General features: G+C 72.4%; 17 protein-coding genes and 1 riboswitch. Of the genes, 10 read left to right on the top strand and 7 right to left on the bottom strand.

From position 1 onward, the window contains the following. Window positions 1–47: 47 nt before the first annotated feature. A complete protein-coding gene (locus tag AB0924_RS33990) occupies window positions 48–740 on the bottom strand; it encodes a response regulator (RefSeq protein WP_358936662.1) in 693 nt (230 codons plus the stop codon). Window positions 741–898: 158 nt separating this feature from the next. Here AB0924_RS33990 and AB0924_RS33985 point away from each other — a divergent pair, with 158 nt between their 5' ends. From AB0924_RS33985 to AB0924_RS33975, 3 genes are all read left to right on the top strand, one after another. Further along, window positions 899–1,714, top strand: coding sequence for an ABC transporter ATP-binding protein (locus tag AB0924_RS33985; RefSeq protein ID WP_358936660.1), 816 nt, complete (start codon window positions 899–901; stop codon window positions 1,712–1,714). Then, window positions 1,704–2,567: an ABC transporter permease gene (locus tag AB0924_RS33980; RefSeq protein ID WP_358936658.1), complete on the top strand. Its 864-nt coding sequence runs from the start codon at window positions 1,704–1,706 to the stop codon at window positions 2,565–2,567. Before AB0924_RS33985 ends, AB0924_RS33980 begins: the two co-directional genes overlap by 11 nt. Window positions 2,568–2,655: 88 nt before the next feature. Further along, window positions 2,656–3,711 carry an ABC transporter substrate-binding protein gene (locus AB0924_RS33975; protein ID WP_358936656.1) on the top strand — a complete coding sequence of 352 codons (1,056 nt, stop codon included), beginning with the start codon at window positions 2,656–2,658 and terminating at the stop codon, window positions 3,709–3,711. A gap of 18 nt (window positions 3,712–3,729) precedes the next feature. Here the strand turns inward: AB0924_RS33975 and AB0924_RS33970 are convergent, their stop codons facing one another. From AB0924_RS33970 to AB0924_RS33955, 4 genes are all read right to left on the bottom strand, one after another. After that, complete coding sequence (locus tag AB0924_RS33970; RefSeq protein ID WP_366913519.1) at window positions 3,730–4,410, bottom strand: response regulator; 681 nt, start codon at window positions 4,408–4,410, stop codon at window positions 3,730–3,732. Further along, window positions 4,407–6,116, bottom strand: coding sequence for a sensor histidine kinase (locus AB0924_RS33965; protein ID WP_366913518.1), 1,710 nt, complete (start codon window positions 6,114–6,116; stop codon window positions 4,407–4,409). The genes AB0924_RS33970 and AB0924_RS33965 overlap by 4 nt, the downstream gene beginning before the upstream one ends. A 98-nt stretch (window positions 6,117–6,214) precedes the next feature. Next, entirely contained in the window at window positions 6,215–7,156 is a 942-nt protein-coding gene (locus AB0924_RS33960; RefSeq protein ID WP_366913517.1) for a sucrase ferredoxin, read from the bottom strand. 100 nt (window positions 7,157–7,256) lie between these two features. Continuing rightward, window positions 7,257–8,516 (bottom strand): citrate synthase, encoded by a 1,260-nt coding sequence (locus AB0924_RS33955; protein ID WP_358936648.1) that lies wholly within the window; start codon window positions 8,514–8,516, stop codon window positions 7,257–7,259. Between the two features lie 114 nt (window positions 8,517–8,630). Between AB0924_RS33955 and AB0924_RS33950 the strand changes: the two genes are divergently transcribed. Beyond that, window positions 8,631–9,794: a citrate synthase/methylcitrate synthase gene (locus AB0924_RS33950; protein ID WP_358936646.1), complete on the top strand. Its 1,164-nt coding sequence runs from the start codon at window positions 8,631–8,633 to the stop codon at window positions 9,792–9,794. 328 nt (window positions 9,795–10,122) lie between these two features. Beyond that, on the top strand, window positions 10,123–11,190 hold the full coding sequence (locus tag AB0924_RS33945; protein ID WP_366913516.1) for a GTP-binding protein: 1,068 nt from the start codon (window positions 10,123–10,125) through the stop codon (window positions 11,188–11,190). A gap of 27 nt (window positions 11,191–11,217) precedes the next feature. Here the strand turns inward: AB0924_RS33945 and AB0924_RS33940 are convergent, their stop codons facing one another. After that, complete coding sequence (locus tag AB0924_RS33940) at window positions 11,218–13,674, bottom strand: DNA topoisomerase IV subunit A (RefSeq protein ID WP_358936642.1); 2,457 nt, start codon at window positions 13,672–13,674, stop codon at window positions 11,218–11,220. Between the two features lie 282 nt (window positions 13,675–13,956). On the opposite strand from AB0924_RS33940, the gene AB0924_RS33935 reads away from it, so the two are divergent. From AB0924_RS33935 to AB0924_RS33920, 4 genes are all read left to right on the top strand, one after another. Next, window positions 13,957–15,351 carry a pitrilysin family protein gene (locus tag AB0924_RS33935; protein ID WP_358936640.1) on the top strand — a complete coding sequence of 465 codons (1,395 nt, stop codon included), beginning with the start codon at window positions 13,957–13,959 and terminating at the stop codon, window positions 15,349–15,351. Then, window positions 15,348–16,736: a pitrilysin family protein gene (locus tag AB0924_RS33930; protein WP_358936638.1), complete on the top strand. Its 1,389-nt coding sequence runs from the start codon at window positions 15,348–15,350 to the stop codon at window positions 16,734–16,736. The genes AB0924_RS33935 and AB0924_RS33930 overlap by 4 nt, the downstream gene beginning before the upstream one ends. Before the next feature lie 245 nt (window positions 16,737–16,981). Next, window positions 16,982–17,145, top strand: a riboswitch (cyclic di-AMP (ydaO/yuaA leader). Window positions 17,146–17,157: 12 nt separating this feature from the next. Beyond that, window positions 17,158–17,913: a M23 family metallopeptidase gene (locus tag AB0924_RS33925; protein WP_358936636.1), complete on the top strand. Its 756-nt coding sequence runs from the start codon at window positions 17,158–17,160 to the stop codon at window positions 17,911–17,913. A 201-nt stretch (window positions 17,914–18,114) separates the two neighbouring features. Next, complete coding sequence (locus AB0924_RS33920; protein WP_358936634.1) at window positions 18,115–18,810, top strand: GntR family transcriptional regulator; 696 nt, start codon at window positions 18,115–18,117, stop codon at window positions 18,808–18,810. Window positions 18,811–18,959: 149 nt separating this feature from the next. Here AB0924_RS33920 and AB0924_RS33915 read toward each other — a convergent pair whose 3' ends face one another. Then, on the bottom strand, window positions 18,960–19,241 hold the full coding sequence (locus AB0924_RS33915) for an HPr family phosphocarrier protein (RefSeq protein WP_358936632.1): 282 nt from the start codon (window positions 19,239–19,241) through the stop codon (window positions 18,960–18,962). Between the two features lie 179 nt (window positions 19,242–19,420). On the opposite strand from AB0924_RS33915, the gene AB0924_RS33910 reads away from it, so the two are divergent. Then, window positions 19,421–22,393: a GNAT family N-acetyltransferase gene (locus AB0924_RS33910; RefSeq protein ID WP_358936630.1), complete on the top strand. Its 2,973-nt coding sequence runs from the start codon at window positions 19,421–19,423 to the stop codon at window positions 22,391–22,393. Window positions 22,394–22,500: the final 107 nt, after the last annotated feature.

Here is a 22,500-nt window from a genome sequence, read left to right as displayed (position 1 = left end):
GCGCGGGCGCGGTGCGGTGCGGCGCGGTGGCCGATGGACACCGGCGCTTACGGCGCCACCCAGGCGTAACGGTGTTCCGGGCGGCCGGTGTCGCCGTACTTCAGGGAGAGGCTGAGCCGGCCCGCCTGTTCCAGGTGGCGGAGGTAGCGCTGGGCCGTGGAGCGGCTCAGGCCGGTGCGCGCCGCGACCTCGTGGGCGGACAGCGGCTGGTCCGAGCCGTGCAGCACATCGCAGATGAGGTCCGTGGTGGGTTCCGAGTGGCCGGTGGGCAAACCCGGCGCCGAGGGCGCGGGGGAGGTGCGCAGCGCGCCGAAGATCCGGTCGACCTGCTCCTGACCCGTCAGGCCCCGGCCGCCGACCCGGTCGACGGTGCGGCGCAGGGCCGCGTAGGAGTCCAGGCGGGTGCGCAGGGAGGCGAAGGTGAAGGGTTTGACCAGATAGTGCAGGGCGCCCAGGCGCATGGCCTGCTGGACGGTCGTGACATCGCCGGCTGCCGTGATCATGATGACGTCGGTGCCGTGTCCCTGCTCCCGCATGCGGTGTACGAGTTCGAGACCGGTCCGGTCCGGCAGGTAGTGGTCGAGCAGAACCAGGTCGATGGCGGCGCGTTCGAGGGCGGCCAGTGCCTGCGCGGCACTGTGCGCGCGGGCGGCCACCCGGAAACCGGGAACCTTCCCCACGTACTTGGCGTTGATCTCTGCCACGCGGAAGTCGTCGTCCACGACCAGGACGTCAATCATCGGGCCTCTCCTCCAAGGCCGGCGAGCGTTAAGCCCGTGTTTCGGCTCCGCAGTTGTAACGCGAGCAAAATGAGCACAACAGGTGCTTGCGAGCAAAAGAACGGCATGTGCTCACAAGACTGCTGCTGTGGCCGGGGCCACATCTACCGTCCCGGGCCATGAGCACAGACACCAGCCCCGCCATCGAGCTACGGGGCGCGAGCAAAACCTTCAGGACCCCGTCAGGGGGTCTGCACACGGCCGTGCGCGGCCTGGACCTCACCGTGCGGCGCGGCGAGTTCGTGGCCGTCGTCGGGCCGACCGGCTGCGGGAAGTCCACCACGCTGACCCTGGTCAGCGGCCTGGAGGAGCCCAGCGAGGGCGAGGTGCTGGTGGCCGGGGAGCCGGTCGACGGCGTCGGTGACAAGGTCGGCTTCGTCTTCCAGCAGGACGCCACCTTCCCCTGGCGGACGGTGCTGTCCAATGTGATGGCGGGCCCCCGCTTCCGTGGCGTGCCCAAGGCGGAGGCCAAGCAGAAGGCCCGCGAATGGCTGGCCCGGGTCGGTCTCGCGGCCTTCGAGGACCGCTATCCGCACCAGCTCTCCGGCGGCCAGCGCAAGCGCGTCGCCCTCGCCGCCACCTTCGTCAACGACCCCGAGATCCTGCTGATGGACGAGCCGTTCTCGGCGCTCGACGTGCAGACCCGCGCGCTGATGTCGGACGAACTGCTGGAGCTGTGGGAGGGCACGGGCGCCTCGGTCGTCTTCGTCACCCACGACCTGGAGGAGTCCATCGCGCTGGCCGACAAGGTCGTCGTGATGACCGCGGGGCCCGCGACCGTGAAGCAGGTCTTCGACATCGATCTGCCGAGGCCGCGCAAGGTCGAGTCGGTACGGCTGGAGCCGCGGTTCATCGAGATCTACCGCGAGATCTGGGAGTCCCTCGGCGAAGAGGTCCGCATCACCCGGGAGAGGGGTGCCGCGAATGTCGCCTGAGGTGCTCAGCACGCCGGTCGTCGACACGGTGAAGGGCCCGGGCCGCGCGGAGTCGCGGGCCCAGGCCGCCCGCAGACGCAAGGTGGTCATCACCGCCGCGCGGGTGCTCCTCCTGGTGGCCGTACTCGGTCTGTGGGAGGCGCTGTCCCGGGCCGAGGTCATCGATCCGTTCAACTTCTCGATGCCCTCGAAGATCTGGGACCAGATCAGCACCTGGGTGATGCACGGGACCGCACAGGGCTCCCTGGGCGAGCAGGTCTGGTACACGCTGCACGAGGCGCTGCTCGGCTGGGCCATCGGTGTCATCGCCGGTGTGGTGTTCGGTATCGCTCTGGGGCGGATCGCCTTCCTCGCCGATGTCCTCGGTCCTTACATCAAGGTCCTCAACTCCCTTCCCAGGATCGTCCTGGCCCCGATCTTCGTGATCTGGTTCGGCCTGGGCCCCGCCTCCAAGGTCGCGTCGGCCGTGGTGCTGGTGTTCTTCCCGGTGTTCTTCAACGCCTTCCAGGGCGCCCGAGAGGTCGACCGCAACCTGGTCGCCAATGCCCGCATCCTCGGCGCGAGCGACCGCAAGGTGACGCTTCAGGTGGTCGTCCCGTCGGCGACCTCCTGGATCTTCACCAGCCTCCACGTCAGCTTCGGCTTCGCCCTCATCGGCGCGATCGTCGGCGAGTACATCGGCGCCACGAAGGGCATCGGCCTGCTCGTCGCGGCGTCCCAGGGCACCTTCAACGCCGCCGGCGTCTACGCCGCGATGGTCATTCTCGCGGTCGTCGCGCTCCTCGCCGAGGGGCTGCTGACCTTCGCCGAACGCCGCATCTTCCGGTGGAAGCCGGCGAACTCCGACCACTGAGCCCGGGCCGCCCGGCGCCGCTGTGCAGCCGTGGCAGACCCAAGACGCCCCCTCCCCGCACCGCCCCCTCACAAGGACGTGAACCCTCATGCGCAAGACCGCCAGATACGCCTCGCTCGCCGTCTCCGGCCTGCTCGCCCTCTCCTCGCTCACCGCCTGCGCCAATGACGCGGCGAGCAGCACCTCGGCCGGCGGCAGCAAGGGCGACGGCAAGGGCACGAAGGTCAAGATCATGGTCGGTGGCCTGGACAAGGTCATCTACCTGCCGGCCATGCTCACCCAGCGCCTCGGCTACTTCGACTCCGAGGGCCTCGACGTGGAACTGCTCAGCGAGCCGGCCGGTGTCCAGGCGGAGACCGCGCTCGTCTCCGGCCAGGTCCAGGGCGCCGTCGGCTTCTACGACCACACCCTCGACCTGCAGACCAAGGGCAAGGCCGTGGAGTCCGTCGTGCAGTTCTCGCACGCCCCCGGCGAGGTGGAGGTCGTAGCCGCCAAGAAGGCGGGGGACGTCACCTCTCCGAAGGACTTCAAGGGCAGGAAGCTCGGCGTCACCGGCCTCGGTTCCTCGACCGACTTCCTCACCAAGTACCTCGCGGTCAAGAACGGCGTGAACGTCAGCGAGTTCACCCCGGTCGCCGTGGGCGCCGGGCCCACCTTCATCGCGGCGCTGCAGCAGGGCTCGATCGACGCCGGTATGACCACCGACCCGACCGTCGCCACCATCCTGGACAAGAAGGCCGGGAAGATCCTCCTGGACATGCGCACCCCCGAGGGCTCCCAGGAGGCGCTGGGCGGGCCGTACCCGTCGTCCAGTCTGTACATGCAGACGGACTGGGTGAACGGGCACAAGGAGACCGTCCAGAAGCTGGCCAACGCGTTCGTCAAGACGCTCAAGTGGATGTCCACCCACAGCGCCTCCGAGATCGCCGCCAAGATGCCCGCCGACTACTCCCAGGGCGACAAGGCGCTCTACGCGGAGGCGATCAAGAGCACGCTGCCGATGTTCACCAAGGACGGCGTGATGCCGGCGAACGGTCCCGAGACCGTCGAGAAGGTCCTCAAGGCGTTCAACCCCAACATCAAGAACGCCAAGGTGGACCTGAAGAAGACGTACACCACCGAGTTCGTCGAGGCCGCCAAGTAGCGCTCGCGACGAATCCGCTCAGACGCGGGTCGCCCACACGTAACGGTGTTCCGGGCGGCCCGCGTCGCCGTATTTGAGCGTCAGCCGGGCCCGTCCGGTCCGCTCCAGGAGCTTGAGATAGCGCTGGGCGGTCTGCCGGCTCACACCGGTGAGATCGGCGATCTCCTGCGCGGACAGGGCGCCTTCGGCCCGCATCAGGGCCCGGCGCACCAGTTCGGCGGTGGTGGGGGAGTGTCCCTTGGGCAGCACGGGCTCCGACGGCGCGGACAGGGCGCCGAACATCCGGTCCACCTCGGCCTGTTCGGCCTCACCGCCGCCGTCCAGCGTCCGGCGCAGCACGGCGTACGCCTCCAGCTTGGCCCGCAGTCCCGCGAACGCGAACGGCTTCACCAGGTACTGCAGCGCACCGTGCCGCATGGCCGCCTGTACGGTCGATACGTCCCGCGCGGCCGTCACCATGATGACGTCGGTCTGGTGGCCTCGCCGGCGCATCTCCCGCACCACCGCGAGCCCGGTGTCGTCGGGCAGGTAGTGGTCCATGAGGACCAGGTCGAGGCGGGGCAGCGCGTCCAGCAGGCGCAGCGCCTCGGCCGCGTTGTGCGCCTCGCCGGCCACATGGAAGCCGGGCACCTTCCCGACGTAGGCGGCGTTGACGCGGGCGACGCGCGTGTCGTCGTCCACGACCAGGACCTCGATCACCGTGCCTCCTCCCCGGCGGGGGCCGGCGCCCCTGCCGTGGCCGCCCCGGACGCGCCGGGCCCCCTGAGCGCGGGCTCCTGGTCCGGCGCGCCCAGCGCGTCGGTGAGTGCCTCGGGCAGTACGACGGTGAACTCCGCGCCGCCGCCGTCGGCCGTGCCCACCGTCGCGCCACCGCCCTGTCGTTCGGCGAGCCGGCGCACCAGCGGAAGCCCCAGGCCCCGCTTGCCGTGCGCGGGCGGCTTCTTTGTGGACCACCCGTCCGTGAAGACGAGTTCCCGCTGGTCCGCCGGGATGCCGGGTCCGGTGTCGCGCACTCTCAACACGACCGTACGGCCCTCGGTGCGCAACTCGACCTCCACGCGCGCGTGCGGGGTGCCCGCGACCGCGTCCAGCGCGTTGTCCACCAGGTTGCCCACGACCGTCACGAGTCCACGCGGGTCGACGAGCCGGTCCGGCAGCCGGGTGCGCTCCGACACCCACAGGGCGACCCCGCGCTCGGCGGCGACGGTCGCCTTGCCGACCAGCAGGGCGGCCAGCAGAGGATCCTGGATCTTCTCCGTGACCTGCTCGGCGGTGACCCGGTGGTCCCCCACGACCTCGCCGACGAACTCCACGGCGTCGTCGTACATCTCGAGCTCCAGCAGACCGAGCAGGGTGTGCATGCGGTTGGCGTGCTCGTGGTCCTGCGCGCGCAGCGCGTCGATCAGACCACGGGTGGAGTCGAGTTCACGGCCCAGCTGCTCCAGCTCGGTGCGGTCGCGCAGGGTGGCCACGGCGCCCCCGTCGTCGGTGGGCATGCGGTTGGCGACCAGCACCCGCTGTCCGCGCACGGTCAGCAGATCGGTGCCGGTCACCCGGCCGGCCAGGACGTCCGCGGTGCGGCCCTCGCCCAGTGCCTCGTCCAGCGACTTGCCGACGGCCTCGTCGCCGAGCCCAAGCAGCCGCCGGGCCTCGTCGTTCAGCAGACGGATGCGGCCGCCGCGGCCGAGCGCGACCACGCCCTCCCTGATGCCGTGCAGCATCGCCTCGCGCTCGGCGAGCAGGGCCGAGATGTCCGAGAAGGCCAGGTCCCTGGTCTGCCGCTGCACCCGGCGGGAGATCAGCCAGGCGGCCAGAGCGCCCACCGCGAGGGCCCCGCCCGCATACGCGAACAGCCCGGGTATCGCGGCGAGCAGCCGGGCGCGCACGCTGTCGTACGCGATGCCGACCGACACCGCCCCGATGATCCGGCGATCGGCGTCGTACAGCGGCACCTTCCCGCGCGCGGAGCGGCCCAGGGTGCCCTTGTCGATCTCCATGACGTCCCTGCCGTCCAGCGCGTCACTGGGATCGGTGGAGACGTGCCGGCCGATCTGCCCGGGGGTGGGGTGCGACCAGCGCACCCAGTGGCGGTCCAGCACCACGATGTACTCGGCGTTGGTGGCGTGCCGGATCCGCTCGGCCTCCCGCTGCACCGGGCCGTTCCTGCTCGGCGGGGTGGTCAGCACACCCTCGGCGATCTCCGGGTCCTGCGCCGTGGTCTGGGCGATGGCCAGCGCCCGGCGCATCGCCTCCTGGTCCAGCTGCTTGCTCAGCGGTGCCAGGAACAGTCCCGTGGCGAGCACCGCGACCCCCGCGGCGATCGCCACCTGCATCAGCAGCACCTGCGAGAACACCCGCCGGGGCAGACCGAGACGCAGGCGGCGTGCGGGGGGAGTGGAGCTCATACCGATGACGGTACGTGGGCGGCCCGGCCGGGCCCCAGCCGGTGTGGCAGGGATCTCCCGGCCGGTGCCGGACGCAGCCGCGGCGGGGGCGCCGGGGGTCAGCTCGCCAGCGCCGTAGTCCGCAGCTCGCGCACCGCGACCACGTCCATGCGCGCCGGAGCGCCCAGCACCGAGGCGCCGCAGCTCTCGGGGCGGGGCGGCAAGGACGCGCCCTGTGCCACCGACACGCGCCAGCGGCGGCCGTCGGCATGGGCGACGGTGACCTCCCAGCGGGGCGCCCTGCCCTCGGTCCGTACGACGTTCAGCGCGCCTGCCCGCTGCACACCCGCCACCGAGCGCACGGCCAGCTCGGCGGCCTGGCCGGGCCGTTCCCAGGCGGAGCACCCGCGGCAGCCCTCCAGCACCACGCGCCCCTCCTGGACGCCGTGCAGGGCCGCCTCGACGGTGTGCGCCTCGACCCGGCCGTAGGCGTAGCCGTACGGCAGCACGAGCACCGTCGGCGAGAAGCGATGACCACCCAGATGGGTGACCTCCCAGACGCCCCGGACACCGGAGGCGGCCAGCTCGGCGGCGAGCGGGCGGCCGAGGATGGCGCAGCAGCGGTCGCGCTTGCCGTTGGTGCAGACGAGCGCCAGCGGATCGCCGGTGTGCGGCCCGCCGCCGAGCGCCGTGCCGAAGGAGCGGTGGTCGCCGGCGCCGAGAGCGGTGAAGTCGAGGTCGAGCAGACGGCGCGGGTCGCGGGTGGTGGCGCTGTGGAGCCACACGTTGCCGGGCACCGTGTGGGCCGCGTACACCTGGCGCGGATCCGGGGTGCCGGGGTCGGCGTGCCGGCCGGGGCGCCGGACGAGCGCGACGCGGACGCCGGTTCCCTCGGCGGCGGCCTCCAGGGCGCGGCCGACCACGGGGTCCAGATGGCTCGAAGTGAGCGCCTTGGCGCCCCACGGCCCGGACTGCTCCAGCAGCAGCCACGTCGTCGCCGTGGCGGCCGTGGCGGACACGGGCTCGTCGAGGTTCCGGGAGACGGTCGCGCACCTACTCACAGAGGTGAGCCTAACCTGGCTCCCGCCGGGCGACTTCCGGCCGGGCCCGTGTCCGCTCCGGCGGCGCCGGGGGCTCACCCCGGCGGCGGTTCGGACGGCGTCACTCCGGCAGGGGCTGCGGGGGGCGCGGGCCGACGTAGTGACCGCTCGGGCGCATGCGCAGCGGGCGTTCGCCGTACTCCTCCAGGGCGTGCGCGATCCAGCCCGCCGTGCGGGCGACGGCGAAGATCGTCTCCCCGGCGGGGGCGGGCATGCCGCAGGAGGCGGTGAACACCGCGAGCGCCAGGTCGACGTTGGCGTGCAGCGGGGCGTGCCGGGCGGTCGTGGCGACGACGTCGCGGGCCGCGAGGAGCGCGGGCTCCGCGTGCGGTACCTGCTCCAGGAGGCCGAACAGCACGCGCGCGCGGGGGTCCTCGCCGGAGTAGAGCCGGTGCCCCAGCCCGGGAACACGCCGCCCCGCCCGCAGCTCGTCCGCGATCACCGGGACCGCGGTGCCCTGGTCCAGCACATCGAGCAGCATCCGGTGGGCGAGCCCGCTGGCGGCACCGTGCAGCGGGCCCTCCAGGACGCCGAGCCCGGCCGAGACGGCCGCGTACGCGTGCGCGCGGGCCGACGCGGCGACCCGGACGGCGAGCGTCGAGGCGGCCAGGTCGTGGTCGGCGAGCAGGGCGAGAGCGGTGTCCAGGACGCGCAGCGATGCCTCGTCGGCGCGGCGGCCGGTCAGCCGGCCCCACAGGCGGTGGGCCAGCGGGCCGTCGTCCTCGTGGTCGTGCCGGACGGGCGGCAGCGCGGCCACGAGCGTGGGGATGAGGGTGCGTCCGGTACCCAGCACCGTCTCCTCGGAGAGATCGAAGCGCAACGGGTCCTCGGCCGCCGCGGCGATGGCCGCCACCCGCAGCCGGTCGGCCGGGGAGGTGTGCTCCGGCAGGGCGTTCACGGCACGGCGGGCGACCTCGACGGTGGTCCCCGGCGCGGTGAAGGCCGCGCCCGGGGTCAACCGGCCCGTCCACAGCCACTCCGCGACCTCCTCGTAGGAGTGGCGCGCGGCCAGCTCGGTGGCGTCGACACCGCGGAAGTAGTAGCGGTCCTCCTCGATGAGGGTGATGCGGGTCCGGACGGACAGCTCACCCCCGGAGCCCGGACTCCCCGCGGATTCCCGGCGGTTGCGCCGGGCGAGCGTCTCGACCTCCTTCGCGTCGAAGGTGCTGGCGCGGCCACCGGGTTCGCGCCTGCTGCCGAGCAGGCCGCGGCTCACATAGGCGTACACCGTCTCCGGCTTCACCCCGAGCAGCTCGGCGGTCTCCCTGGTGCTCAGCCTTCGCCCGGGCCGCCGGTCGGGAGCGGGTTCGTGATCGCGCATGGGGGTCACCGTAGCCGTCCCTCCCTACCTTGATCGGTAGACATTGATCGGATCAATATTGACAGTAATTGAGTCAAGCATGGACAGTCGGATCAAGTCCAGGGAGGAGACACCATGTCCGTCAACAGGACCGCACCCCGTGTCGAGGTACCGCGTGGCCTTGCCGGGGTCGTCGTCACCGACACCCGCATCGGAGACGTCCGCGGAATCGAGGGCTTCTATCACTACCGGCAGTACTCGGCCGTCGAACTCGCGCGGACCCGCGGCTTCGAGGACGTCTGGCACCTCCTGGTGCACGGAACCCTCCCCGGGCCCGACCGCGCCGCGTCCTTCGCCGCCGAGACCGCGAGGCTGCGCCGGCTGCCCGAGGAGGTCCGCGCGGCCCTTCCCGCCGTCGCCGCGGCCGGCCGCGGCGACGGGCCACTGGCCGGCCTGCGTACCGCGCTGTCGCTGCTGGGGGCCGCGCGGGGGTTCCGCCCGGTCTACGACACGGACCCGGAGCAGCGGCGTGCCGACACCGTGGCCGCCTGCGCCGCCGTGCCCACGCTGCTCACCGCGCTGTACCGGCTCGGGCAGGGCCTCGAGCCCGTCGAGCCCCGCGAGGACCTGCCGTACGGGGCGAACTACCTGTACATGCTCACGGGCGAGGAGCCGGACCCGCGACGGGCGCGTGCGGTCGAGCAGTACCTGATCTCAACCATTGACCACGGATTCAACGCGTCAACGTTCACCGCGCGGGTCATCGCGTCCACGGGCGCCGACGTGGCCGCCTGCCTGGTCGGAGCCGTGGGCGCCCTCTCCGGGCCGCTGCACGGCGGGGCGCCGAGCCGCGCGCTCGACACCCTGGACGCGATCGGAACGCCGGACCGGGCCGACGCCTGGATCAGGGAGCGGGTGCTCGCCGGTGACCGCGTCATGGGCTTCGGCCATGCCGTCTACCGCACGGAGGACCCCCGTTCACGGATGCTGCGCGACATCGCCCTCGGCTTCGGCGGCCCGCGCGTCGATCTGGCCGTCGAGGTCGAACGGCACGTCGAGGCGATCCTCACCGAACTGAAGCCGGGCCGCGAACTGCACACCAACGTCGAGTACTACGCGGGCGTGGTCATGGAACTGTGCGGCCTGCCGAGGGAGATGTTCACCCCCACCTTCGCGGCGGCCCGGGTGGTGGGCTGGAGCGCCAACGTCCTGGAACAGGCCGCGGACCCGAAGATCATCCGGCCGGTGGCGCGCTACGTGGGCCCGGAGCCGCCGGTCGCGGTGCCGCCGGCGGCCTGAGGCGACGAAGGCGGCGGGAGGCCGGGCCGGGTGCGACCCGGAGCCACCCTGGAGCCGACCCCAAATGACCGGAGCCGACCTCGAACGACCCGGAGCCGACCCGAAACGACCCGGGGCCACGCCGGAGCCGCCCCGGCGCCCGGTCGGCACCCGGGTCGAGCGGCCGTCGCGGGGCGTGCGGGCAAGCATGCCGGCGTGCAAGCCGTCGTGTCTCCTCCCGCTCGTATCCTGGTCGCGCAGTCGATTACCGCAATTCCCGTCCGCGCGCCCGGCCACGAGCCGGTGCGCGCGTCCGCGTGAAAGAGGTCGCCCGTTGGGGAACAGCCCGGTGAACAGCCGCAGCCCGCAGCAGATCCCGGTGGTCGTGCTCGCCGGATTCCTGGGCTCCGGGAAGACCACGCTCCTCAACCACCTGCTGCACCACAGCGGAGGAAGCCGCATCGGGGCGATCGTCAACGACTTCGGCGCCATCGAGATCGACGCGATGGCGGTGGCCGGCGCCCTCGGCGACTCGACCGTCTCGCTCGGCAACGGCTGCCTGTGCTGTGCTGTCGACGCGAGCGAACTCGACGTCTACCTGAACCGGCTCGCCGCCCCCGCCGCGGGTGTCGACGTCATCGTCATCGAGGCCAGCGGACTGGCCGAGCCGCAGGAACTGGTGCGCATGGTGCTGGCCAGCGAGCATCCGGGGATCGTCTACGGCGGTCTCGTCGAGGTCGTCGACGCCGCCGAGTTCGACGACACCCGCGCCAGGCACCCCGAGATCGACCGGCATCTCGCCCTCGCCGACCTCGTCGTGGTCAACAAGCTGGACCGGGCACCGGACGCCGACCGCGTGCTCGCCCTCGTCCGCTCGCTCACCGACCGTGCCGCGGTCCTCCCCGCCACCTACGGCCGCGTCGACCCGGAGTTCCTCTTCGACTGCAGGCCGAGCGAGGAGCGCGTCGGCCAGCTCTCCTTCGACGACCTGCACGAGCACCGCGAGGACGGCCCCGGCCACGCCGGCCACCTGCACACCGGCTACGACAGCCTGTCCTTCACCGCCGCACCGCCCATGGACCCCCGCCGTCTGATGAGCTTCCTGGACACCCGCCCGGAAGGGCTCTACCGGATCAAGGGATACGTCGACTTCGGGCCGTACGACACCCTCAACCGGTACGCCGTGCACGCCGTCGGCCGGTTCCTGCGCTTCAGGCCCGAGCCCTGGCCGCCCGCCGGCCCCCGCCGCACCCAGCTCGTGCTGATCGGCTCCGGCATCGACGCCGACGCCCTCCACAAGGAACTCGAGGCGTGCGGCAACGACGCCCCGCACGTCGACGAGCACGGCATGTGGGGCGTCCTGCGCTTCGTGCCCGGCTCCGAGGAGGAGCCGGGCACGGAGACCTACGGCGAGTAGCGGCCGGAGGGCGTGAAGCCGGGCGCCCTACGACACCGGTCCCGCGACCACCGCCACCGTCTTCGGCAGCGACGTCCCCGAGCCGTCGCGGCGCGGGTCCGGCTCCGGCAGCTCCACCGGAGTGCCGTTCTTCTGAGCCGCCCGTGCCGGGACGGGGCCCACCCAGGCCAGCGACAGGCAGTCCTCGCCCTTCAGGAACCGCTGGCAGCGCACGCCGCCGGTGGCCCGGCCCTTGCGCGGGTACTGGTCGAACGGGGTCAGCTTGGCCGTCGTCTGCACCGAGTCGTCCAGCGTGCCGCGCGAGCCCGCCACCGTGAAGACCGCCGCGTCGGCGGCCGGGTCGACCGCGGTGAAGGAGATGACCTTGGCGCCCTCGGTCAACTTGATGCCGGCGATACCGCCGGCCGGGCGGCCCTGCGGGCGGACGATGGACGCCTGGAAGCGCAGCAGCTGCGCGTCGTCCGTGATGAACACCAGATCCTCGTCGCCGGTGCGCAGCTCCACCGCGCCGACGATCCGGTCGCCCTCCTTCAGCGTGATGACCTCCAACTCGTCCTTGTTGGACGGGTAGTCGGGCACCACACGCTTGACGACACCCTGCACCGTGCCGAGCGCCAGGCCGGGGGACGACTCGTCCAGCGTGGTCAGGCAGACCACCGTCTCGTCGTCCTCCAGGGACACGAACTCCGCCAGCGGCGCCCCTCCGGACAGGTTCGCCGTCGCAGCTTCGGGCAGCTGCGGAAGGTCGACGACGTTGATCCGCAGCAGCCGGCCCGCCGAGGTCACCGCGCCGATCTCGCCGCGTGCGGTCGCCGGGACCGCCGAGACGATCACGTCGTGCTTCACGCGCCTGGTGCGGGCCGCCTCGGCGAACGGCTCGTCGGTCGCCGTACGGGCCAGCAGCCCCGTCGAGGACAGCAGCACCCGGCACGGGTCGTCGGCGACCTGGAGCGGCACGGCGGCCACCGGCGCGCCCCCGGACTCCAGCAGGACCGTACGCCGGTCGGTGCCGAACTTCTTCGCCACGGCGGCCAGTTCGGCCGAGACCAGCTTGCGCAGCTCCGCGTCCGACTCCAGGATCCGGGTCAGCTCCTCGATCTCCGCGGTGAGCCTGTCCTTCTCCGCCTCCAGCTCGATGCGGTCGTACTTGGTGAGCCGGCGCAGCGGCGTGTCGAGGATGTACTGCGTCTGGACGTCGCTCAGCGAGAACCGCTCCATCAGGCGCTGCTTGGCCTGCGCGGAGTTCTCGCTGGACCGGATCAGCCGGATGACCTCGTCGATGTCGACCAGGGCGGTGAGCAGGCCCTCGACCAGGTGGAGCCGGTCGCGCCTCTTGCCGCGGCGGAACTCGCTGCGGCGCCGGACCACGTCGAAGCGGTGGTCGAGGTAGACCTCCAGCAGCTCCTTCAGGCCGAGCGTGAGCGGCTGGCCGTCGACCAGGGCGACGTTGTTGATGCCGAAGGACTCCTCCATCGGCGTCAGCTTGTAGAGCTGCTCCAGGATCGCCTCCGGCACGAAGCCGTTCTTGATCTCGATGACCAGGCGCAGCCCGTGCTCACGGTCGGTGAGGTCCTTGACGTCGGCGATGCCCTGGACCTTCTTGGAGTTGACCAGGTCCTTGATCTTGGCGATGACCTTCTCCGGGCCGACCGCGAAGGGCAGCTCGGTGACGACCAGGCCCTTGCGGCGGGCGGTCACGGTCTCGACGGTGACCGTCGCCCGGATCTTGAACGTGCCGCGTCCCGACGCGTACGCGTCCCGGATGCCGTCCAGGCCGACGATCCGGCCGCCGGTGGGCAGGTCGGGGCCCGGGACGTGCTTCATCAGCGCGTCCAGGTCCGCGTTCGGGTGCCTGATCAGATGGCGGGCCGCCGCCACGACCTCGCGCAGATTGTGCGGCGGCATGTTGGTCGCCATGCCGACCGCGATGCCCGAGGAGCCGTTGACCAGCAGGTTCGGGAAGGCGGCTGGCAGTGCCACCGGCTCCTGCTCCTGGCCGTCGTAGTTCGGCGCGAAGTCGACCGTGTCCTCGTCGATCGACTCGGTCATCAGGCTTGTCGCCTCGGTCATCCGGCACTCGGTGTACCGCATGGCGGCCGGCGGGTCGTCGTTGCCCAGCGAACCGAAGTTGCCGTGGCCGTCGACCAGCGGGACGCGCATCGAGAAGCCCTGCGCCATGCGCACCAGGGCGTCGTAGATCGACGAGTCGCCGTGCGGGTGCAGCTTGCCCATGACCTCGCCGACGACGCGGGCGCACTTCACGTAGCTCCGCTCGGGACGCAGGCCCATCTCGTTCATCTGGTAGACGATCCGGCGGTGCACGGGCTTGAGTCCGTCACGGGCGTCCGGCAGGGCGCGCGAGTAGATGACCGAGTACGCGTACTCGAGGTAGGAGCCACGCATCTCGTCCACGACGTCGATGTCGAGGATCCTCTCCTCGTACGAATCGTCGGGCGGCGGGGTCTTCGTGCTGCGGCGGGCCATCGCTGCCGGCTCCTCCAGATTTCTGTTCGCTCGGGGTTGACGGATCTGACGCGGACCATTGTGGACCGCGGCACTGACAACCCGGGCCGCGACCCGGTCCCCCGCGGTGCGGCCCGGTGCCGGGAAGCCCTCCCACGGCACGCGGGACGCAGGCTACGCGATCCGCTGTGGGCGTACGTCCGGCGGGAACTTCGCCGAGGCTCCGCACGCTTGCATACAGTGGCAGGACCGGCAGGAAAACCGCGGTTTCCATCAACCGCCTCCGCTCGCGAAGGGACGTACATGCCCATGGGTCACACGACCACAGCCGAGGCAGGCTCCGGGGGCCTGACAGCGACCGAGCACCGTCTGGCCAACGGTCTGCGCGTGGTGCTCTCCGAGGACCACCTGACCCCGGTGGCGGCGGTCTGCCTGTGGTACGACGTCGGCTCCCGCCACGAAGTCAAGGGACGCACCGGCCTGGCTCACCTTTTCGAGCACCTGATGTTCCAGGGCTCCGGCCAGGTCACGGGCAACGGCCACTTCGAGCTGGTGCAGGGCGCCGGCGGCTCGCTGAACGGCACCACGAGCTTCGAGCGCACCAACTACTTCGAGACCATGCCCGCCCACCAGCTGGAGCTCGCCCTCTGGCTCGAGGCCGACCGCATGGGCTCCCTGCTGGCCGCCCTGGACGAGGAGTCCATGGAGAACCAGCGGGACGTCGTCAAGAACGAGCGCCGCCAGCGCTACGACAACGTTCCCTACGGCACCGCCTTCGAGAAGCTGACCGCCCTGGTCTACCCGGAGGGCCACCCCTACCACCACACGCCGATCGGCTCGATGGCCGACCTGGACGCGGCCACCCTGGAGGACGCGCGCCAGTTCTTCCGGACGTACTACGCGCCCAACAACGCGGTGCTGTCCGTGGTCGGCGACATCGACCCCAAGCAGACCCTCGCCTGGATCGAGAAGTACTTCGGCTCGATCCCCGGCCACGACGGCAAGCCCGCGCCCCGCGACGGCTCGCTGCCGGAGGTCATCGGCGGCCAGCTGCGCGAGGTCGTCGAGGAGGAGGTCCCGGCACGCGCCCTGATGGCCGCCTACCGGCTCCCGCACGACGGCACGCGCGACGCGGACGCGGCGGACCTGGCCCTGACCGTGCTCGGCGGCGGCGAGTCCTCCCGTCTGTACAACCGGCTGGTGCGCCGCGACCGTACGGCCGTCGCGGCCGGCTTCGGTCTGCTGCGGCTGGCCGGCGCGCCCTCGCTCGGCTGGCTGGACGTGAAGACCTCCGGTGACGTCGAGGTCCCGGTGATCGAGGCCGCGATCGACGAGGAGCTGGCCCGGTTCGCCGAGGAGGGCCCCACGCCCGAGGAGATGGAGCGCGCCCAGGCCCAGTTGGAGCGCGAGTGGCTGGACCGGCTCGGCACCGTCGCCGGCCGCGCCGACGAACTGTGCCGGTTCACCGTCCTGTTCGGCGACCCGCAGCTCGCCCTGACGGCCGTCGAGCGCGTACTGCAGGTGACCCCCGAGCAGGTCCAGGAGGTGGCCAAGGCCCGCCTGCGCCCGGACAACCGCGCGGTCCTCGTGTACGAGCCCAAGTCCCCGGAGACCGTCGAGGACGCCGACGTCCCCGAGGACCCGGAGGCCGAAGCGACCGTTGAGGCCCGACACGACAACGAGGAGACGGCCAAGTGAGCGAGCTCGCCCCGATGGACTTCCACCCCCAGCCGCAGCCGGGCGAGGCCAAACCCTGGGCGTTCCCGGCCCCCGAGCGCGACACGCTGGACAACGGCCTGACCGTGCTGCGCTGCCACCGCCCCGGCCAGCAGGTCGTCGCCGTGGAGGTGCTGCTCGACGCGCCCCTGGACGCCGAGCCGTCCGGCCTGGACGGCCTCGCCACGATCATGGCGCGGGCCTTCTCCGAGGGCACCGACAAGCACTCGGCCGAGGACTACGCCGCCGAGCTGGAGCGGGCCGGCGCCACGCTCGACGCGCACGCCGACCACCCCGGCGTCCGGCTCAGCCTCGAGGTGCCCGCCTCCCGCCTGGCCAAGGGCCTCGGCCTGCTCGCGGACGCCCTGCGCGCTCCCGCCTTCGCGGAGAGCGAGGTCGAGCGGCTGGTGCGCAACCGGTTGGACGAGATCCCGCACGAGCTGGCCAACCCCTCCCGCCGTGCCGCCAAGGAGCTCTCCAAGGAGCTGTTCCCGGCCACCGCGCGCATGTCGCGTCCGCGCCAGGGCACCGAGGAGACGGTCGAGAAGATCGACGCGGCCGCGGTACGTGCCTTCTACGACCGGCATGTGCGTCCCGCGACCGCGACCGCGGTCGTGGTCGGCGACCTCACCGGCACCGACCTGGACGCCCTGCTCGCCGACACCCTGGGCGCCTGGACCGGCACCCCCGCCGAGCCGCGCCCGGTGCCGCCGGTGACCGCCGACGACACCGGCCGGGTCGTCATCGTCGACCGGCCCGGCGCCGTCCAGACGCAGCTCCTCATCGGCCGGATCGGCCCCGACCGGCACGACCGGGTGTGGCCCGCCCAGGTGCTCGGCACCTACTGCCTCGGCGGCACGCTCACCTCCCGCCTGGACCGCGTCCTGCGCGAGGAGAAGGGCTACACCTACGGCGTGCGCGCCTTCGGGCAGGTCCTGCGGTCCGCCCCGGACGGCACCGGCGCCGCGATGCTCGCCATCAGCGGTTCCGTGGACACCCCGAACACCGGCCCGGCGCTCGACGACCTGTGGAAGGTGCTGCGCACCCTCGCGGCCGAGGGCCTGACCGACGCCGAGCGGGACGTCGCCGTGCAGAACCTGGTCGGGGTGGCGCCACTGAAGTACGAGACCGCGGCGGCCGTCGCGAGCACGCTGGCCGACCAGGTCGAGCAGCACCTGCCCGACGACTTCCAGGCGACGCTGTATCAGCAGCTCGCGGCCACCGGCACCGTGGAGGCCACCGCGGCGGTCGTCAGCGCCTTCCCGGTGGACGGCCTGGTGACGGTCCTCGTCGGTGACGCGGCGCAGATCAAGGAGCCCGTGGAGGCGCTCGGCATCGGCGAAGTCACCGTCGTCGCCGCCGAGTAGCGGCCGGACGGCGTCACACGCGCGTGGGGACCTCGCGGCCGACGGGCCGTCAGGTCCCCTTCGTGTGTGCGGTCCTTCCCGAAACGGGTGAGCCGTCCTTGTTCAGATGTCCGAATTGGGGCAGAGGTTGCCTGTCTGCCCTGTGGGATGCGCTACAAAATCACGGATTCGTTTGGGCGCCGGAGACCGGCCCGCTTAGCGTCTTCCGGGCTGTCCGTCAGGCAGTGCGCCGCGCCCGCGGCACCGGACAGCCATCGCCGAGTCCCCGTACGGCGCGAGCCAGGGGAGCCGGGGACCCATCGCAGTCCCTGGGGTGAATCGGACGCCCGCGCGTGAGCGAGGGGGTCCGTAGGAGACCTTCCTGCTCCGAACCCGTCAGCTAACCCGGTAGGCGAGAGGGAAGGAAAGGACCAGCCACTTCATGGCGTTCATGTGCGCCTCCGGGAAGCACCGCAAGCCCGGCCGCGTCAAGCGCACCACCGCTCAGGCGGCGGGTGTCGCAGCCCTCACCACCACCGGTGTCATCGGCACCCTCGCGGCGTCCCCGGCGCTCGCCGCGGAGAAGCCCGTCGAGCAGACCGGCCTCACGCCGGTGATCAGTGTGAGCGACGACGTCGCCGAGCAGATCGCCGAGCAGGCCGCCGCTCAGACCCAGGCCGCCGAGCGGCAGGCGGCCGAGGAGGCCGCCGCCAAGGCGGCCGCCGCCGAGGCGAAGAAGGAACGCGAGGCCGCGGCGCGCGCCGCCCGTGAGGCCGAGCGCAAGCGCCTGAACGCCTTCGTCGCCCCGATCGTGCACTCGTACGTCTCCACGGCCTACCAGGCCAGCAGCTCCCTGTGGTCCTCCGGCTCGCACACGGGCATCGACTTCCACGCCGCCAGCGGCACCTCGGTGCACGCGGTCGGCGCCGGCACCGTCGTCTCCACCGGCTGGGGCGGGGCGTACGGCAACGAGATCGTGATCCGGATGGCCGACGGCATGTACACCCAGTACGGCCACCTGTCGTCCATCGGCGTCACGGTGGGCCAGAAGGTGATTCCGGGCCAGCAGATCGGCCTGTCCGGCGCGACCGGCAACGTCACCGGCCCGCACCTCCACTTCGAGGCCCGTACCTCCCCCGACTACGGCTCGGACGTCGACCCCATCGCCTACCTCCGCAAGCACGGCGTGCACGTCTGACCCCGTCCCGCGCGGACATCCGAAAGCCCCGGCTCACCGAGCCGGGGCTTTCGCGGTTTTCGGTGATGCGCGACGGCACGGTCGGCCAAAAAATATGCATGGATTCCGACCCGCCGTCGGAAATTCCCCTCCCTTGGAATAGAGTCACGGATCAACACGTCCATCGTCGGCGTTTCATGGGGATCAAGGCGGAGGTCGGTCATGCGTATTCCGGCGCACTCGGTGTGCACGGCGATCCGGGACGACATCGTCGCGGGTGTCCATGAGCGAGGCGGCCGGCTCACCGAGGAAGTCCTGGCCCGCCGCTACGGCGTCTCGCGCGTCCCCGTCCGTGAGGCGCTGCGCACCCTGGAGGCGGAGGGCTTCGTGGTGACCCGGCGGCACGCCGGCGCGTGCGTGGCCGAGCCGACCGAGCAGGAGGCCGCCGACCTGCTGGAGATGCGCATGCTCCTGGAGCCGCTCGGCGCTGCCCGGGCCGCGCAGCGGCGTACCGAGGCCCATCTGAAGGTGCTGCGCGGCCTGGTCAGGCTGGGGCAGGAGCGGGCCAGGAGGGGCAACAGCGAGGATCTGCGCGCGCTGGGGGGCTGGTTCCACGAGACGCTCTCCCAGGCGTCCGGCAGCCCCTCGCTGACGTCGATGCTGACCCAGCTCCGGCACAAGATCGCCTGGATGTACGCGGTGGTGGCCCCGCCGAGCCCGGTGGACTCCTGGGCCGAGCACGGCGCGATCGTGGACGCGGTGGCGCGTGGCGACGGCGAACGCGCGCGTGCCGTCACGGCGCTGCACACCGAGCGCGCGACGGCCGCGCACCGGTTGCGCTTTTCCGGCGGCGAGGGCCGCCCGGACCGTGTGAGGACTTCGCAACACGTTGTAAACATGTCGGGCCCGCGTAATTAACACGGGCACCGTATACAAAGAAGAGGGAATTTCGGGGCGGGGTATTTTCGCTGCCCGGATTTCCCGCGCATCAGAATTGCCGGTGAAACACCGGAGCCGTGCCGCCCGAAAAGGGTGGCACGGCTCCGATGTTTCTCCTGAGCCGGCGCTCAGACCGTCTCGGGCAGTTCCTCGAGCCCCTCGGCGACCAGCTTGGCCAGACGGTCCAGGGCGATGTCCGCGCCCTCGGCGTCGGAGGCGAGGACGATCTCCTCGCCGCCCTGGGCGCCCAGACCCAGGACGGCCAGCATGGAGGCCGCGTTGACGGGGTTGCCCCCGGCCTTGGCGATCGTCACCGGGACGCCTGTGGCCGTGGCGGCTCGGACGAAGATGGAGGCGGGGCGGGCGTGGAGGCCCTCGGCCCAGCCGATGTTGACGCGGCGCTCAGCCATGTGTTGCTGCCCTTCGGTGTTCAGGGTTGTCTAGACCAGTTTCCCATACGGTGAAGCGTGCCCCGGGCGGTCCTGCGTCCCGCCGCGGTGCTGTCGCCGGACCGCGGCCTCGATCCGGCTTGTCGTCCTCCACAGACTGCCTCGCGACGTCGCCGTACGCGAGCCGTACCCTGGGGCCCATGCAGAGCCCGGCGGACCGGCAGGACCGGCACGAGTACCCCGCTCACTGGGAGGCGGACGTGGTGCTGCGCGACGGGGGCACCGCGCGCATCAGGCCCATCACGGTTGATGACGCCGACCGCCTGGTCAGTTTCTACGAGCAGGTCTCGGACGAGTCGAAGTACTACCGCTTCTTCGCGCCGTACCCACGCCTGTCCGCCAAGGACGTCCACCGCTTCACTCACCACGACTTCGTGGACCGGGTGGGACTCGCGGCCACGATCGGCGGCGAGTTCATCGCCACCGTACGCTACGACCGCATCGGCACCGACGGCATGCCCGCGTCCGTGCCCGCGGACGAGGCCGAGGTCGCCTTCCTGGTCCAGGACGCCCACCAGGGCCGCGGCGTCGCGTCCGCGCTGCTGGAGCACGTCGCGGCCGTCGCGCGCGAGCGGGGCATCCGGCGCTTCGCCGCCGAGGTGCTGCCCGCCAACACCAAGATGATCAAGGTGTTCACGGACGCCGGGTACACCCAGAAGCGCAGCTTCGAGGACGGCGTCGTACGCCTGGAGTTCGACCTCGAGCCCACCGACCGCTCGGTCGCCGTCCAGCGCGCGCGGGAGCAGCGCGCCGAGGCACGCTCGGTCCGCCGGCTGCTGGCGCCCGGCTCCGTCGCCGTCGTCGGCGTCGGCCGCACGCCGGGCGGCGTCGGCCGCGGCGTCCTCGGCAACATCCGGGAGGCCGGCTACCAGGGTCGGCTGCACGCCGTGAACAGCGCCTTCACCGAGGACCTCGAGGAGGTCGACGGGGTGCCCGCGCACCGCTCGGTGCGGGACATCGAAGGGCCCGTGGACCTCGCCGTCGTCGCCGTCCCGGCCGAGCACGTGCCCGCCGTCGTCGCCGAGTGCGGCGAGCACGGGGTGCAGGGGCTGGTGGTGCTGTCCGCCGGATACGCCGAGAGCGGGCCCGAGGGGCGCGAGCGGCAGCGGGCGCTGGTGCGGCAGGCGCGCGCGTACGGCATGCGGATCATCGGCCCCAACGCCTTCGGGATCATCAACACCGCGCCCGGCGTCCGGCTGAACGCCTCACTGGCCCCGGAGATGCCCCGGCCCGGCCGCATCGGCCTGTTCGCCCAGTCCGGCGCCATCGGCATCGCCCTGCTGTCCCGGCTGCACCGGCGCGGGGGAGGGGTCACGGGCGTCACGGGCGTGTCCACCTTCGTGTCGTCCGGCAACCGGGCCGACGTCTCCGGCAACGACGTCCTCCAGTACTGGTACGACGACCCCGAGACCGACGTCGCCCTCATGTACCTGGAGACCATCGGCAACCCGCGCAAGTTCAACCGCCTGGCCCGGCGCACGGCCGCGGCCAAGCCGCTGGTCGTGGTGCAGGGCGCCGGATCCGCGCCGCAGGGACACGCCGTACGGGCGACGCGACTGCCCCACGAGACCGTGTCGGCGCTGCTCCGGCAGGCCGGCGTCATCCGGGTCGACACGATCACCGAGCTGGTCGACGCCGGCCTGCTGCTGGCCCGGCAGCCGCTGCCCGCCGGGCCCCGGGTGGCGATCCTCGGGAACTCCGAGTCGCTGGGCCTGCTGACCTACGACCGCTGCCTCGCGGAGGGGCTGCGGCCATCGCCCCCGCTCGACCTGACCACCGGCGCCACGGCGGAGGACTTCCACCGCGCGCTGTCGAGGGCACTGGCGGACGACACGTGCGACGCGGTCGTGGTCACGGCGATCCCCGCGATCGGGGAGGGCTCGCCGGGCGACGCCGAACTGGCGGAGGCGCTGCGGTCGGCGGCTTCCGGGGTGTCCGGCAAGCCGGTGCTCGTGGTGCACGTGGAACTCGGCGGGCTCGCGGAGGCGTTGTCCGCCGCGGCCAGCACGGCACCGCAGGCCGCCGCGCAGGCTTCGGACCCGGCGACCACCACGCCTCAGGCCGCCGCGCAGGGTTCGGCCGCGACGGGCACCGCATCCCAGGCCGCCCCGCGCTTCCCCGGTGCCGCGAACGCAGCGCCCCGGCCCGCGCGGGCACCCGGCACCCCGGACGGCACCGGTCCGGTCCACCCCGCGCGGCGACCGCCGGCCGCGGCGCCCGACGCGCCCGGTGCTCCCCGGGAGGACGGGACCCGCCTCATCCCCGCCTACCCCGCCGCCGAACGTGCCGTCCGCGCCCTCGCCGAGGCCGTGAAGTACGGGCAGTGGCGGCGCGAGGCCACCGATCCCGGCAAGGTCCCGGAGTACGAGGACATCGACGAGAAGGGCGCCGCCGAACTGATCGGCGTCCTGCTCGAACGCGGGCAGGGGCTCACCCTCGGGGAGGCGGAGACCTGCGAACTGCTCGGCAAGTACGGCATCCCGGTCCGCCGCGCGCTGCCCGCGCCCACCCCCGACGCCGCCGCCGAGGCCGCCCGCACCCTCGGCTACCCGGTGGCCCTCAAGGCCACCGCCCCGCACCTGCGGCACCGCGCCGACCTCGGCGGCGTACGCCTCGACCTCGCGAACGAGGAACAACTTCGTCGTTCCTACGCCGAGTTGACCGAGCTGTTCGGGAAGCCCGACGAGCTGCGGCCGGTGGTGCAGGGCATGGCGCCGAGGGGCGTCGACACGGTCGTACGCGCGGTGATCGACCCGGCGGCCGGCGCCGTGCTGTCCTTCGGGATCGCCGGGGCCCCCTCGCAACTGCTCGGGGACATGGCGCACCGGCTGGTCCCGGTCACCGACCGGGACGCGACCTCGCTGGTGCGCTCCATCCGCACGGCACCGCTGCTGTTCGGCTGGCGCGGCTCCACGCCCGCGGACACCCCCGCGCTGGAGCGGCTGCTGCTGCGCGTGTCCCGGCTGGTGGACGACCATCCCGAAGTGGTGGCCGTCACCCTCGAGCCGGTCGTCGTCGCCCAGCGGGGCGTGAGCGTCCTCGGCGCCACCGTGCGCCTCGCGCCGCCGCCCGCCCGCGACGACCTCGGCCCGCGCACCATGCCCGCGTACTGAGCGGGGGAGCGGCCGGGCCGCCCGCCGGCGCCCTTCGTGGTGCCCTCTCGCGCGCGGGGAGGCGGGCCACCGCGGCCGTCGGCGACTGGCCCGGACCGCCCTTGCCC

It is taken from the genome of Streptomyces sp. NPDC047869 (genome assembly GCF_040704065.1).
Taxonomy (GTDB): domain Bacteria; phylum Actinomycetota; class Actinomycetes; order Streptomycetales; family Streptomycetaceae; genus Streptomyces.
Note: the sequence above shows the minus strand (reverse complement) of the source record. Positions and strands in the feature narration are given on the sequence as shown.